Raw genomic sequence first — 12,290 nt, forward strand, 5'->3', positions numbered from 1 at the left:
GGTCGGGGCGGCCCACGGCCGGGGCGGGCGGCTGGTCAGCGGGTGACGGTGACGGTGTAGTCGGCGTCCAGGACGGCGAGCGCGGCACGGATGGACGCGCGGGTCTCCGCGCTCGGGACCGAGTAGGGGAAGTCCAGGGCGAGCACGGCGTCGTCCAGGTCGTCATCGGTCATCGGCAGCGTGTATCCGCTGCGGTAGAGGGCGACGGCGGTCGCGGTGGCGACACGGACGCGGTTGTAGGCGATGGCCTCCCCGGCCGTGACGTCGGTGCCGAGGGCTTCGCGCGCGGTGGGCGGCAGTTCCGCGATCCCGGCGGAGAACCGGCGGGCGGGAATGCGGAGACGTGCCGGTCGCAGGGCGCGGCGCAGCGTTCGCAGCATGGCAACTCCTGGGGCTGGAAGGGGGGAAGGGGGCCGTCACCTGGTGAATGAAGCGGGGGAGGTGGCGGCGCCCCTCCCGGCTCACTACTAATAATAGTGTAAGTTGGAAGGGTGTGAACCCGCCCCTGACCTGCGTAAACGGGGAGGTGTGCGCATCCGTGTGCGGCAGGTCAGAGCTGTGGTGCGTACGCGGCCAGGGACTTCGGTGCCGCCCTGGTGTAGATGCCTTCCAGGCCCGACGGGGCGATCAGGCCCCAGGTGAAGGTGGCGGTGTCGACGTGGAACTGCCCGCGCCGGCGGTGGGGAGGGAGGAAGGCGCGCAGGACGCCGACGCCGTAGGCCTCCAGCGTGCCGTCGAGGAACGCGTCGCGCTGCTCCTCGGTTACGCCCGGTCCGTACTTGTCGAACCGCTCGTCGACGACGACGGCGAAGACGGGGCTCAGGTCGTCCTCGACGGGGCCGAACATGCTGCGCCAGTGGGCGAGGTCGGCCATCGCCTCCGCGCGGCTGGCGCGGGTGCTGCGGTAGCTCACACCGTCGCGGTGGTCGGCGAACTCGTCCGTGTCGTACAGCCACGCCTCGAACTGGTGCTCCGTGTACATCCCGATGCCGTTGTGGCGGCGGCGCAGGAAACCGAAGGGCTCGCCGTCGACCGTCACCGGGTGGCGCTCGGTGCAGAACTCGCAGGTGACGCCGACGTGGCGCAGGAAGCGTTGCAGGCGGGGGAAGCGGGCGAAACGGGTGGCGCAGTTGCAGCAGGTGTATACCTCCCAGCGGGAGGGGTTCGCGACCGTGTCGTGGTGGCACTGCGGGCACTGGTAGGCCTTGTTGCTGTACCAGTCGATGACCGGCATCGGGGTCCCTTGCACGGAAAGCTCCTGAGAACTGGATTCGACGGAAAGGGCGGACCGTCGCCCCGGTGGTCGGGGCGACAGTGCGGCGGCTCGTTCGGGCTCACTATCTATAATAGTGTGAGTTGAAGGGGTGTGAACCCCCCTCCGACCTGCTGGTTTGCGGTGCCGTCGAGGCCTTCAGAGCCGGTGGGCCGACGGTGTGACGTCCGGTCCGAGGTCCGGCGGCACGCAGTAGTCGACGTCCGATTCCGGGGAGACGAGGTCTCCGGTGTCGGTGTCCGTGCAGTAGGCGTCGAACACCTCGCCTGCGGTGAGGGGCTCCGGATCGCCCTGACGCAGCCGCCACCCGTATACCCGGTCTGGTGCGCTCGGGACGGAACTCCGTATGACCAGCCCGCCGGGGCTCCGGGTCGCCAGACCGGCGGCCAGGACGGTGGTGAACTCGAGGGCCTCGGCCTCATCGAGTTGGCATGTGCCGTCCGGGTCCGTGTCCGCGTGGAGGACGGCGACCAGGGTTTCGGGCGCTACCGAGACGCTGCAGACGAGATGCCGCTTGCCCGGCCGTGCCGTGTCGAGGATGCGCGCCAGCAGGCCCGATGCCCGGGTGAAGGCCGCTCGGCCGATGTCCTCGCCGCAGGAGGCGCAGGCCCCGAGCCGGGCCAGGAGAGTGGTGGCGTACTCCCATGTGGCCTGCCGGACGGCTTCCTCGACCAGGGCCGGGATCAGGTCGGCCAGGGGTTGGCCGTCGTACGGGAGGGCCGGGCCCGTGGTGGCGAGTTGGGCGGTGTAGCGGGCGCGGCTGGACGCGCTGTCAGGGTCGAGGCCGGTGCCGGTGCAGAAGTCGGCGTATTCCTCCGGGTCGAACAGGGCGACCGTGGTGTGCGCGCCCTGCGAGGCGCGGCTGCTGAGAAGGCCTTCGAACGCTTTCAGGTACTCCGCGAAGTCGGCGAAGGCGAAGGCGAAGGTGCGGTAGTGCCGCATGGCGCGGAAGTCGTGTTCGTCGGTGAGCAGGCCGATGGTGCCGGCGACTTCGCGGCGCAGGACGCGCCGCATGGTGTGGCGGTCGACGGGCGCCGTAGCTCCCCCCGCACACGGCCGGTACTCGGAAGACGGGTGGGCGTGGGTCACGTGCGTGCCTTTCTCGTGGGGAAGGGGAAGGGGGCCGCTCGTGTCCGGTCGACCGGCGGCAGTGGTCGGCTCGCGCTGGCCGGTCGCCGGGGAGGTCATGAGGTGGTGGTCCACAGCGGATAGTCGGAGCGGAGCTCGACCGTCCAGCCGCGTCCCTGGAATACGGGCGTGTAGTGGTCGCCGCAGTGCGCGGTGACGATGGAGCTCACCGCCCGCGTGAACTCGTGGTCCGTGAGCTCGGAGGCGTTCTCGACCGTCGCGCACGGCTCGTCAGCCGTGATGGAGGGACCCATGCCGGTGGGCGGGTAGTTGTACCCGAACATCTCGCCGTCGGCGTTGATCGTGTGGAACATCCACTCACACCGCTCCATGGGGAACCTCCTGGCGCAGGGGCTGTCGGGCGGAGAGCGCGGGAGGACCCCGCCTCACACATTCAATAATAGTGTCTTCTGTGTGGGTGTGAACCCACCCCTGGCCTGCGAGTTCGTCGACCGTTCGCCTCGGTCATCGCTCGTCCTGTGCATCGGCAGGGGCGGGGCTCCAGCGCATCCCGTCGACGGCCAGCGAGGCGTCCACGGGCACGGTCCCCTGAAAGTGGCGGTCGTTCGGTTCGTCGTCCTGGGCGTGGGCGTCGGTCCACTCGGCGGCGGCCTGCTCGGCACCGAGTGCGCGCAGCAGCTCGGTCAGAGCGTCGACTTCGGCGCATCCGAGGCTGGCGGCGACGTCAGACGTGAGGACGCTGGTGCACCATGCGGCGGTGAACGCGTGGGCGACCTCGGCCGGGATGCTGACGGTGTCGGCCATCGTAGACTCCGGTAGGCGGTCAGGTAAGTGCGGTGTGTGCGCGGCGCGTGCCTGCGAGGGGATTTGAACCCCTGACCACCCACAAGTGGAGCCGCTCTACCGCTGAGCTACGCAGGCTTGGGGCCGCCGGTGCGGCGGCCGGGGAGGGCGGGTCAGCGTCCGGCGATCTCGCGAAGCCGCGTCAAGGCGGTGGACGCGTCGACGTACCAGAACGTCTCGTTGGGCGTCAGGCCGAGAGCCTTGGCGGCAACGTCACAGATCAGGCGGCGCTCCTCGCCTCGCTCCGCGTAGACGCTGGCGAGCGTCTCGTACTCATCGCCGTCGTCGTCCGTGCCGGTGACCTCGACCTGTTCCTCGGCGGGCAGGGATACGAGCGTCCAGCCGGTGAGGTGCGCCGTCCATCCGGCCGCGCACAACTGGGAGCCGCACGCCGGAGCCTCGTTGGGGGCCAGTCGCAGGGCTTCGGGAAGGAATGCCCAATTGTCCATGTTGAAGACGTCGGGCTGCGCCTCGATGGCGTCCAGGACGGCAGCCGCCACGGCGGCGGGCGTCTCGGGCTTCGGGACGATCTCGGTGTCGGTCATCACAACTCCAGTCATGTGGAACGGCGTTGGAGTAGTGCTGGCGGGACTCGAACCCGCGACCTCAGGACTTATAAGATCCGCGCTCTACCAACTGAGCTACAGCACCTCGGTGTTCGGTTGTGAGGGCCGCGCCCCTCGTCCCGGTCGGGCAGGGCGCGGCCTCGCTCTCGGGCCATGCTGGGCGGAACGTCCCGGCCGTCAGGTCGGCCGGGAAGGCGGGGCAGGCGCTCGGGGCGGCAACCGCCCTCAACCATTAACAATAATAGTGTCTTTTGGTGGAGGGGGAACCCGCCCCTGACCTGCGCTTCTCACTCCTGTGACGCCTGGGCGAACGCGGCCAGCATGGCAATCACGGAGCTGGGGCGCCCTGACGCTTCGGCCTGTACCCCCTCGCCGGAGGCGCCGACGAGCACGGTGACGCTGTCGACCTGGACGAGGCCGTGCTCGCCGGGCGGCCTGGTGTCGTGCTGCCAGATGATCCGAGTGCGCCGGTACTGCTCCTCGACCCGGGCCCCGGGGAGTGCGCCGGCCACGGCTTCGGCGACGGCGCGGCGGCCGCTCTCCTCCGCCTGCTGCCGGGCGGTGAGCTCGGCGGCCTGCTGCGCGGCCTCGGCGTGCAGCGGATACAGCCGCCGGGTGATCTCGCGGGCCACGTGCCGGGCGCTGCGGGCGGTGACCCCGATCGACGGTGCGATCATCTTGGTCTCGTCCGGCAGGGCGGCGTGGATCTTCAGGCGGTCCGGGTGGCGGTCGTCGGGCTGGGACAGGCGCAGGGCGCGGCCGTCTCCGTCGACAATGAGCCGTCCCAAACCGCGCCCGTCGTCGGTGAGTTCGGCTGTCCGGCAGTGCGTACCCAGCTCTCGCGCCACGTCGTCGGCGAACGCGTCGAACTGCTCCTGCGTAATCAACTCGCGTGTCATGGCGGACTGTTCACTCCCTCGGATGGCTGGTGGGCGTGGTCGGCGCGGGGCTCTTCGCGTCCTGGTCGCGGAGCTCGGCGTCACGGCGGGCGTCCTCTGCGGTGTAACCGGTGTCGCACCAGGAGCGGCACAGCTGGCCTGGAGGTGCGCCGCACGTCTCGCACCGGTCGTCGAAGTCCTCCGGGCGCCACGGCCGAAGCTGGCCGCTCACAGCTGGAGTTCCCGGATGTGGTCGGCCAGGGGCCGGGCGGACAGTACGGGGCTCTGGTGGGGCGGGGCGGTACGGACGGCATGCCACAGGTTCGACGGCTGCCACGGGTCGAAGTCGATCGGGGCGACGGGCCGGATGGACCACTGGCGGCCGCGGGGGCCGGTGACGGCGTACTTCAGGCGCCGCGGGGTCTCCTGGCGGCCGTTGTCCTCCCACGAAAGGCCGGCGGCCGTGAGCATGCTGCCCAGCTCGTTGCAGCGCGCCCGGGTGATGTGCTCGAACTCGGCCGGGATCAGGTGGAAGTCGGCCATGTCTTGGCCTCGCCACTCCTCCGTGTGGCCGTCTTCGCGGGTGACGGCATACACGCAGGCCGGTTGCCGGAGGCGGCGGCCTTCCCATTCCCAGACGTGCTCGGAGCTGGTGACATCCCACACGCCCGAGGGGCTGCGCAGCTGCTCGCCGACCCTGAGCTTGCGGGGCGGCTGGGTGTTGAGCAGGCGCGGCCCGGGCACCAGGCCGTTGTCCTTCAGGTCGGTGCACCGCCAGCACATCCATACGGTCTCGCCGTGCAGCCGGTAGATACCCCAGCAGTTTTCGTAGCAGATCGAGCACATGAACCGGCAGTCCTCGGAGGTACGGACCGTAGCTGCGTACGTCATGCCGGGCATGCGGCTGATGACCATGCCGAAGTGGCGTCCGACGGACACGGTTTCTCCTCCCAAGGGTGTGAGCGGCGGGGGCGGCCCGCCGGACGGGTCAGGGTGCGGCGGTCCACAGGGGCAGGCCGGTGGTGGTGCGGGCGCTGATGCCGGGGCGCACGGGCACGTCGCGGTAGTCGGACACCTTCACGTAGCCGCCCCGCTGGGTGTCGAGGCGGACCGGGGCGCCCTCCCACTCCCACTGCTCGATGAGTTCCGAGGGGAGGTTCTCGACGTCGTCGGCCTCCACCTGCACGGCCCACGCGGTCAGCTCCTCGCCGTACGCCTGCCGCCACTCCTTCAGGACGGTGAAGAGGTGGCCGAAGTCGTCGACCAGGGCCAGGGCGCGCGCCCGGTCGGGGGCGGGGTCCTCCGCGTAGGTCGGTGCGTCGGGGCGGGTGCGCTCACCAAGGCTCATCAGCCAACGCATGATCGGGGCTCCTGTCGTTCGTGCCGGGTGGTCACGGGGCCGTGCGGGCAGGTGCGTTGCCCATGTAGGCGGTGTCGATCTCGGCGGGCCATTCGCAGTCGACGCACGGGCGGCGCTCGCACCATCGCCAGTCGTGGCCGTGGGGGCAGCGGGGCGCCCGGTAGGTGACGTGCACGACGGCCGAGTACGTGTAGTGCTTGTGGCGGACCGGGTCGGCGTCCTGGTGGTAGATGCAGTTGGAGTCGTCGAGGTGCTCGGTGACGGTGGAGACGGTGACCTCGTGGGGCTTGTTGTCGAGGTCGGTGGTCATGTACCGGTCGCCGGTTTCGAGGGTGCGGGCGTACTGCCGGCCGGTGGTCAGGGCCATCTCGGGATCCTCCGTGGGCAAGTGCCCTTGCGGTCACGGGTGGTGGTGAGGGGCGGTCAGCGGCGCCCGGACGGCGCGGGGCTTGCGGTAGCGGTGGAGGAAGCGGGCGGCCCATTCGCGTCTGGTGAAGCCGGGGATGCCGCCCTGCGGGGGTTGCCTCCCGTCGCGCTTCCCTCAGCTCTCCGGCGGAGCCGGGTTGGCCCGGATCACGGCCGTGATGGCCTTGATGGACGGGGTGTCGTGCTGACCCCTGCGGTCCGGTGTGACGCACAGCCCGGACCGGGTCCGGCGCGCGACGCCTGAAGCGACGAAATAGGGCAGGTCGTACTGCCACTTTCGGCCCCCGTCGGCCGGTCGGCCTACACGGAGGTTCAGGAGGAAACCCCCGTCAAGGGGCGCCCACGCCTGCTGTGTCTGCCAGCCGTGGGCCTCCGCGAGCGCGAACAGGACAGCAACCGGCTTCGGCAGGGCGTAGCCCTCGGGAGCCGTAGCCGTGATGCCCGCCTCCAACCGGCCCTGCGTGACATCACGGACGTGCCGCTCGGCTGGAGTCAGAACGCTGTCGCGCTCCAGGGCGGCGGCCAGGGTGACGGTCCGTCCGCTGTAGCGGCAGGTGATCCCGACGCCGTACGCGTCACGGATCACCGCACGCCGCGTGCCGTTCATGTCCCACGTCGACAGCGGCTCGTGCGTGGTCAGGACGCCGTTGCGGACGCTCGTCGTACTGCCGCACGGGCACACCGTCTCCACGGTACGCAGCAGGTCGTACCACACGTTCGGCAGGAGGATCGCGGGATCGTGCTTCTCCCCAGTGGCGAGCCGTTCGCGCATGGTCGGCACGATGTCCTCCTCAGTCCCTGGTCTCGATCAGGTCGGGGCTGTCACGCCCCCTGCCACTTCTAATAATAGTGTCTTTCGAGGGGGTGTGAACCCGCCCCTGACCTGCGCCTTCCTCCGTCTGTCAGAGGGTGCCGACCAGGGCCGGGCGACGGCGCGGGCGCCTGCGCTGTTGGGCGCGCAGGGAGTCGGCCTCCTCCTGGGCGCGGCGGGCGCGCTCGTGCTCCTCGGCGGCCGCGCTGACGCAGTAGGGGGCCCACCACTGCAACCCCCTGATCTTCTGGGTCAGTGAGTCGGGGCGGTCGGCCAGCATCAGCAGCAGGACCGGGTCCGGGGAGAAGGAGAGCCACCGTGCGGCGGTCCGCCATGCGGCCTCGGCGGCCTTCCGCGCGGGGAGCGCGGTACGGGCTTCGCGCTCCAGGCGGACGGCTTCGGCCTGGTGGTAGGAGGCGGACCAGGCGAGGAAGCGCAGCAGCCCGGGGGTGTCGCGCTGCCGGGAGGCCTCCAGGATCGCGGGCAGGTCGGCGCGCTGCGCGACGTGCTCGGCGCAGCTGCGCAGGACGGCGGTGAGTACCGCTTCCGTCTTCTCCGACGGCGGGTGATCAGCGGTGGTCGACAGCGGATATACCGAGACCTGGGGGCGGTCGGCGTAGCGGTAGAGGGTCAGGCTGCCGTGATAGCCGGTGCGGCCGCGGGCGAGCCGCGGGAGGTCCTCGTCGGGGGCGGTGGTCTTGAAGGCGTTCACGGGGCCGAGACAGGCGCGTACGGCAGTGAACTGGTCCCAGCGGTGGGGGTCGGTGGTGCCGGTGACGTGCACGTTGCCGCGCATCGCCCCGCCCAGCTCGAACACGACGGCGTCGTCCTCGCGGGGGCCGGCGGTGGCGCGCACGGGGCCGGCGGGCGTGTCGATGGTCAGGATCGGGCTGGTCATGGGCTGCGACTCCTCGGGACTCGACCGGGTGGGCTGGGGGCGTGCCGCCCCGCGCTCGCCGAAGGGGAGGGTGCGGGCGCGGGGCGGCAGTCGGCCAGTGGCGCGCTGGCCGGGGCGGCCGTCCACGCCCCCGTGCCGGGGGAGGGCGTGGACGGCGTCTATGGGGTTACTCCTGCGGCGGCTTGTGTCGGCGGAGGTTGTCCCGGTCGGTCAGGCTGGGGCGGCGGCCACAGGGGCAGTCCGCGTACCGGCGGCCGTGCATCTTGAAGAACTTCCCGCCGAGTGCGTGGCCGTTGACCTGCCCGGTGGTGCCGGGGACCGGGTCCTTGTTGGTGCAGTAGCCGTCCGGCGTGACGGCGGGCTTCTCGCTCATGAGCGCTCCTTCGCGGTCCCGTGGGGGCGGTGAAGTACAGGGGCGTGACAGACCACGTGGGGCGCGGCGTCGTCTGGGGGGAAGGACATGGCGGCCTTGTGGAGGTCGGCCGTGTCCATGGGGTGCAGCCACCCGGCCCGTACCTCCCACCCGCACGTGCGTATGCCAGCGTCGGCGGTTGTGGCGATCAGGACGGCGTCACGGATGGTGCTGTTCTCCAGGGCGAACGTCAGCAGTACGAAGAACTGCACGTACTCCTCGGCGGAGTGCTCTACGCGGCAGGTACCCGGCTCGACGGACACGTACAGGTCGGCGCTCACCTCCGTGCCGTCCGTCCGCTCGGCGTTGATGTGCAGCTCGTGGCTCCCCTCACCGAGGGCCGGGAACAACGCGGTCAGCGCGTGCAGGGCGCGGCCCATGGCGGACGCCGTGGCGGCGTTGTCGGGCCGTGGGAGCTCAGGCATGCGGGGTCTCCTCGTCGGAGTCGGGGAGCTGGATGAGAACGGGGGCGGGGTAGACCTCGCGCTCTACGGCGGCCACGTCGGGGCACGGAATGACGGCGGCCTGGAGGTCGTCCGTGTCCATGGGGTGCAGCCACCCGTCACGCACAGACCAGCCGCACGCGCGGGGGTTCGGCTCGGCGGCCGTGGTCGCGATCAGGACGGCGCTGCGCATCGTGCTGCCCTCCAGCGCGAACACCAGCAGCATGCGAAAGGCACAGAACTCGTCTTCGTCCAGGACGGCCAGGCGCAGCGGCTCCATGCCGATCGAGAGATCGGTTCGGCCCGTGACGAACGCGTTGTCGGTCCGCTCGGCAACGAGATTCAGCGTGTGCTCACCGTCTCCGAGTGCCTGGAACACGGCGGAAAGGGCGGTCAGGGTGCGGCTCATGGCGGCCGCGATGGCGTCGTCTCCGGGGTGGGTGAGCTCCGGGCGTGCAGACATGAGGACTCCTTGCGGGGCGGGGCGGTGGGCGGTGGGCGACGTAGGCCGGCCGCACTGCGCCCCTGGGCACAACGGGCTTCTTGTGGGCGCGCGGGCGGCTCCGCCGACGCGTCGCGCTGCCGCTACGCGGCAGGGGCCGGGCGGGCGCGCTCCGCGCTCCCTGCGGGGCTGGGTCGCGCGCTCCGCGCTCTGGGGCCGTTGGGCCCGTGCGGGCCGGGCTGGGGGAGTTGCCCGGCCCGCACGGGGGTCTGTCAGCCGTGCGCGGCGGCGGCCGTGAGGGCGGGTACCGCGAGCGCTTCCAGGGCGGCGGCCTGGTCGGCGTCGGTGAGGGTCTGCGCGGTCGACGTGACGGCCTGCATCACGCCCCCGGCCGTCATCTGCCCACCCCGGATGAAGTGGGACAGGATGCGGTCCTTCGTCTCGTTGCCGATGCTGAGCGACTTGGTGACGTGCTCGATGGTCTTCGTCGGCTCGTCCAGCGTCTTCCCGGCGGCGGCCTCCATCTCGTACACCTTGGCCTCGACGTACTCCTGTGACAGGAACGTGGTCACGGCGTCGGTGGTCTTGGAGGTGATCAGCTCCAGCGTCTTGCGCTGGGTCTGGCCGGACCAGTTCACAACGCCCTCGTCCTGCTTGCCTCCGAGGTGCACGGCGCGCATGACGTCCTTGGTCTGGGTCAGACCGTTGCGGCAGACCTGGATGACCGCGCGCGGGGTGATGGTGTACGCCCCCGCTCCAACCTCGCTGTTGGTGATGACGAACCCGGCCGAGATCATCGGCAGTTCGTCACCGCTGCGGCCGTCGAACGGGGAGCGGTAGCCGCGCAGCAGGTTGCGGGCCTGGATCGCGACCGCTTCGGACTCGACGCGCACGTACATGCGCCGGTCGGTGAGGTCGCACCCCGTGATCCGGGTGGGGTGCCCGGACTGCTCCACCCCGTCCAGGGCGGCCAGCAGCATGTCAAGGTTGTCCATCAGCTTGTAGCTGTCGGACAGCAGCGCGCGGGCCACGCCCTCACCGGGCATGCCGGGGCCGTCCTCGCCCCGGAACGCGCGGAGCATGAAACGGCGCTCCGGACCCTCACGAAGCCACGCGTTGACGTTCTCGTCCAGCAGCGGGACGTTCTCCGCGCGCATGCGGCGCAGGTAGGCCAGCGGGATGCGGAGCTTGTCAGAGATCCCCTCGTCGGCAACGGCGGTGGGCCGGTAGATGCCGTCAACCCTCGTCACGCCGCTTGCCGTGATCTGGGACTCGACGCCTTCGACGTGCACGTTTCCCTCGCGCATCCGCAGCGCGGACGCGGGGGCGATGACGTCCAGCTTCCGGCGCTGTCCGTCCTCCAGGATGCGGACCAGGTCGGACAGGTCGGCGTTCCGGGCGCCGGTGGGGGCGACGTTCGTAGCGCGCTCGGCGAACTGCTGAGTCATGCGGTTTCCCCTTCGCTGTTGGTCTCTGCGGGTCGGGGGGCGGAGCCACCGCCCCCCGAACAACTTCAATAATAGTGTGTTTCAGGGGTGGGTAAACCCACCCCTGACCAGCACACTTAGACCAGCGTGCGGTAATCCGGAAGCGGTGTCAGGCTCTGGCGCCGTACGTTCGTGACCATGGTCACCGGAATGCCGCTGATCACCTCGCACAGGTCGTAGCGGACGCTGTGACCTCCGCCGACCGGACCGGCCTCCGCCCTGATCGCCTGCACCCAGTAGACGCCGTGACGTCGTGTCAGGCTGCCGTGATACCTGACCTTCTGCCACAGCACCGGACCGGAGTCCTGCGGGTCAAGGCTCCGCGCTACGGCGATCACAAGCTGATTCGCCACCCGCTCAGACAGCAACTGTACGAACGCGCGGTCAACCGTCGTCCGGTCGACCGGTACGTCTGCCATGGCCGGGCCGGTGTGACCGGTGCGCACACCCATGGCCCAACCCAACTCGAAGAACGGCCGGACCATTTCGAGCTGTTCGTGAGACACCCTCAGGGCGTCCGGGTCGCGCTCGCTGCGCGCCAACTCGGCGAGCGCGTAACGGGCCTGCTCCTTCTCTGCGTCCGTGATCGGCGCTCCGGCTTCCTGTGTCCGCTCGGGAATCCGCGTGTACTCCATGGCCTTTCTCTCCTCTCGGTGATGCCGGTTGGAAGGGGGCGCCCGATTGGGGCGCCCCCCCATGCGGATTACTTCAGGAACCCGTTCGCCCGAAGGAACTCGGCCGCGATGTACGCGATTCCGTGCGGCTTGTAGATCTGCGGGAATCGCCGCAACTCAACTTCCATGCGCCCCGCCTTGTCCGGGTCGATGAATTCCTGAACCAGGCGGTACGGCTCCTCACCCGTCGGCATTTCCAGCACGACCGGACCGGCGGCCTTGGTCTCGAACCGAATTCCGGTGTAATTCCGGTCGGCGTTGTGCACGATCTTCACCCCTGCCCGCGCGCACAGCAGAGGCAGAAGGTTCGCGATCGTGCGGGCCCGAATCGCCAGCTCGGTCATGGGCGCGTCTGCGCCGCGAACCCCGCGCACGATCCCGTCAGTGATCGTCAGTTCCACGTCTTTCCCCTTCGTTGGTCCCTTGCGGTTCCCGGGGGTCGCCTCCCCCAGGACTTCAAATAATAGTGTGTGTTCCGCTCGGATGGAACCCCTGTTGCGCTACGGGTTGCGCTGGATGTTGCGCCATGGTGTTGCGGTAGAGGTTGCGCTAGACGTTGCGCGGCCTCCTGGGCCGTCGCTGCGTCACCCCTGCTCACCCCAACAATCCAGCCTGGTACGCCTGCTGACATCCCCTCTGCGGCCGCTGCTCCCTGCCCAAGTAGAAGAAGAGAAGGGGTGGGGGCTGG

19 protein-coding genes and 2 tRNA genes are annotated in these 12,290 nt (G+C 70.2%); all 21 read right to left on the reverse strand.

Annotated elements, in window-relative coordinates:
• Positions 1-35: 35 nt before the first annotated feature.
• Entirely contained in the window at positions 36-380 is a 345-nt protein-coding gene (locus ACJ9NR_RS41525; protein ID WP_412512987.1) for a hypothetical protein, read from the reverse strand.
• Between the two features lie 170 nt (positions 381-550).
• On the reverse strand, positions 551-1,249 hold the full coding sequence (locus ACJ9NR_RS41530; RefSeq protein WP_412512988.1) for a hypothetical protein: 699 nt from the start codon (positions 1,247-1,249) through the stop codon (positions 551-553).
• 162 nt (positions 1,250-1,411) lie between these two features.
• Positions 1,412-2,287 (reverse strand): DUF8829 domain-containing protein, encoded by an 876-nt coding sequence (locus ACJ9NR_RS41535; protein WP_412512989.1) that lies wholly within the window; start codon positions 2,285-2,287, stop codon positions 1,412-1,414.
• A gap of 170 nt (positions 2,288-2,457) precedes the next feature.
• On the reverse strand, positions 2,458-2,733 hold the full coding sequence (locus tag ACJ9NR_RS41540; RefSeq protein ID WP_412512990.1) for a hypothetical protein: 276 nt from the start codon (positions 2,731-2,733) through the stop codon (positions 2,458-2,460).
• A 133-nt stretch (positions 2,734-2,866) separates the two neighbouring features.
• Positions 2,867-3,166 carry a hypothetical protein gene (locus tag ACJ9NR_RS41545; RefSeq protein WP_412512991.1) on the reverse strand — a complete coding sequence of 100 codons (300 nt, stop codon included), beginning with the start codon at positions 3,164-3,166 and terminating at the stop codon, positions 2,867-2,869.
• Between the two features lie 48 nt (positions 3,167-3,214).
• Positions 3,215-3,283 (reverse strand) — tRNA-OTHER (locus ACJ9NR_RS41550).
• Positions 3,284-3,318: 35 nt separating this feature from the next.
• The gene (locus tag ACJ9NR_RS41555; protein ID WP_412512992.1) at positions 3,319-3,750 is read right to left on the reverse strand and encodes a hypothetical protein; all 432 of its coding nucleotides are present in this window, start codon (positions 3,748-3,750) and stop codon (positions 3,319-3,321) included.
• A 32-nt stretch (positions 3,751-3,782) separates the two neighbouring features.
• Positions 3,783-3,856, reverse strand: a tRNA-Ile gene (locus ACJ9NR_RS41560).
• Between the two features lie 202 nt (positions 3,857-4,058).
• The gene (locus tag ACJ9NR_RS41565) at positions 4,059-4,670 is read right to left on the reverse strand and encodes a hypothetical protein (RefSeq protein ID WP_412512993.1); all 612 of its coding nucleotides are present in this window, start codon (positions 4,668-4,670) and stop codon (positions 4,059-4,061) included.
• A gap of 10 nt (positions 4,671-4,680) precedes the next feature.
• The gene (locus tag ACJ9NR_RS41570) at positions 4,681-4,881 is read right to left on the reverse strand and encodes a hypothetical protein (RefSeq protein WP_412512994.1); all 201 of its coding nucleotides are present in this window, start codon (positions 4,879-4,881) and stop codon (positions 4,681-4,683) included.
• On the reverse strand, positions 4,878-5,588 hold the full coding sequence (locus ACJ9NR_RS41575) for a hypothetical protein (RefSeq protein ID WP_412512995.1): 711 nt from the start codon (positions 5,586-5,588) through the stop codon (positions 4,878-4,880). Before ACJ9NR_RS41575 ends, ACJ9NR_RS41570 begins: the two co-directional genes overlap by 4 nt.
• Before the next feature lie 49 nt (positions 5,589-5,637).
• The gene (locus ACJ9NR_RS41580) at positions 5,638-6,009 is read right to left on the reverse strand and encodes a hypothetical protein (RefSeq protein ID WP_412512996.1); all 372 of its coding nucleotides are present in this window, start codon (positions 6,007-6,009) and stop codon (positions 5,638-5,640) included.
• A gap of 31 nt (positions 6,010-6,040) precedes the next feature.
• Entirely contained in the window at positions 6,041-6,376 is a 336-nt protein-coding gene (locus ACJ9NR_RS41585) for a hypothetical protein (RefSeq protein WP_412512997.1), read from the reverse strand.
• Positions 6,377-6,550: 174 nt separating this feature from the next.
• On the reverse strand, positions 6,551-7,216 hold the full coding sequence (locus ACJ9NR_RS41590; RefSeq protein ID WP_412512998.1) for a hypothetical protein: 666 nt from the start codon (positions 7,214-7,216) through the stop codon (positions 6,551-6,553).
• Positions 7,217-7,337: 121 nt separating this feature from the next.
• Entirely contained in the window at positions 7,338-8,144 is an 807-nt protein-coding gene (locus tag ACJ9NR_RS41595) for a hypothetical protein (protein ID WP_412512999.1), read from the reverse strand.
• A gap of 166 nt (positions 8,145-8,310) precedes the next feature.
• A complete protein-coding gene (locus ACJ9NR_RS41600; protein ID WP_412513000.1) occupies positions 8,311-8,517 on the reverse strand; it encodes a hypothetical protein in 207 nt (68 codons plus the stop codon).
• Complete coding sequence (locus ACJ9NR_RS41605; RefSeq protein WP_412513001.1) at positions 8,514-8,981, reverse strand: hypothetical protein; 468 nt, start codon at positions 8,979-8,981, stop codon at positions 8,514-8,516. The genes ACJ9NR_RS41600 and ACJ9NR_RS41605 overlap by 4 nt, the downstream gene beginning before the upstream one ends.
• Entirely contained in the window at positions 8,974-9,462 is a 489-nt protein-coding gene (locus ACJ9NR_RS41610) for a hypothetical protein (RefSeq protein ID WP_412513002.1), read from the reverse strand. The genes ACJ9NR_RS41605 and ACJ9NR_RS41610 overlap by 8 nt, the downstream gene beginning before the upstream one ends.
• Before the next feature lie 251 nt (positions 9,463-9,713).
• Positions 9,714-10,889 (reverse strand): DUF932 domain-containing protein, encoded by a 1,176-nt coding sequence (locus ACJ9NR_RS41615; protein WP_412513003.1) that lies wholly within the window; start codon positions 10,887-10,889, stop codon positions 9,714-9,716.
• A gap of 116 nt (positions 10,890-11,005) precedes the next feature.
• Positions 11,006-11,563 carry a hypothetical protein gene (locus tag ACJ9NR_RS41620; RefSeq protein WP_412513004.1) on the reverse strand — a complete coding sequence of 186 codons (558 nt, stop codon included), beginning with the start codon at positions 11,561-11,563 and terminating at the stop codon, positions 11,006-11,008.
• 68 nt (positions 11,564-11,631) lie between these two features.
• On the reverse strand, positions 11,632-12,003 hold the full coding sequence (locus tag ACJ9NR_RS41625; RefSeq protein WP_412513005.1) for a hypothetical protein: 372 nt from the start codon (positions 12,001-12,003) through the stop codon (positions 11,632-11,634).
• Positions 12,004-12,290 lie beyond the last annotated feature (287 nt).

It is taken from the genome of Streptomyces sediminimaris (genome assembly GCF_047049295.1).
In the GTDB taxonomy this organism is placed as follows: Bacteria; Actinomycetota; Actinomycetes; order Streptomycetales; family Streptomycetaceae; genus Streptomyces; species Streptomyces sediminimaris.

What these genes read in the sequence shown, in the direction of transcription:
- ACJ9NR_RS41525 (WP_412512987.1), bottom strand. Translation starts at nt 380, where the DNA reads ATGCTGCGAACGCTGCGCCGCGCCCTGCGACCGGCACGTCTCCGCATT.
- ACJ9NR_RS41535 (WP_412512989.1), bottom strand. Translation starts at nt 2,287, where the DNA reads ATGCGGCGCGTCCTGCGCCGCGAAGTCGCCGGCACCATCGGCCTGCTC.
- ACJ9NR_RS41540 (WP_412512990.1), bottom strand. Translation starts at nt 2,733, where the DNA reads ATGGAGCGGTGTGAGTGGATGTTCCACACGATCAACGCCGACGGCGAG.
- ACJ9NR_RS41545 (WP_412512991.1), bottom strand. Translation starts at nt 3,166, where the DNA reads ATGGCCGACACCGTCAGCATCCCGGCCGAGGTCGCCCACGCGTTCACC.
- ACJ9NR_RS41555 (WP_412512992.1), bottom strand. Translation starts at nt 3,750, where the DNA reads ATGACCGACACCGAGATCGTCCCGAAGCCCGAGACGCCCGCCGCCGTG.
- ACJ9NR_RS41565 (WP_412512993.1), bottom strand. Translation starts at nt 4,670, where the DNA reads ATGACACGCGAGTTGATTACGCAGGAGCAGTTCGACGCGTTCGCCGAC.
- ACJ9NR_RS41580 (WP_412512996.1), bottom strand. Translation starts at nt 6,009, where the DNA reads ATGCGTTGGCTGATGAGCCTTGGTGAGCGCACCCGCCCCGACGCACCG.
- ACJ9NR_RS41585 (WP_412512997.1), bottom strand. Translation starts at nt 6,376, where the DNA reads ATGGCCCTGACCACCGGCCGGCAGTACGCCCGCACCCTCGAAACCGGC.
- ACJ9NR_RS41595 (WP_412512999.1), bottom strand. Translation starts at nt 8,144, where the DNA reads ATGACCAGCCCGATCCTGACCATCGACACGCCCGCCGGCCCCGTGCGC.
- ACJ9NR_RS41600 (WP_412513000.1), bottom strand. Translation starts at nt 8,517, where the DNA reads ATGAGCGAGAAGCCCGCCGTCACGCCGGACGGCTACTGCACCAACAAG.
- ACJ9NR_RS41605 (WP_412513001.1), bottom strand. Translation starts at nt 8,981, where the DNA reads ATGCCTGAGCTCCCACGGCCCGACAACGCCGCCACGGCGTCCGCCATG.
- ACJ9NR_RS41610 (WP_412513002.1), bottom strand. Translation starts at nt 9,462, where the DNA reads ATGTCTGCACGCCCGGAGCTCACCCACCCCGGAGACGACGCCATCGCG.
- ACJ9NR_RS41615 (WP_412513003.1), bottom strand. Translation starts at nt 10,889, where the DNA reads ATGACTCAGCAGTTCGCCGAGCGCGCTACGAACGTCGCCCCCACCGGC.
- ACJ9NR_RS41620 (WP_412513004.1), bottom strand. Translation starts at nt 11,563, where the DNA reads ATGGAGTACACGCGGATTCCCGAGCGGACACAGGAAGCCGGAGCGCCG.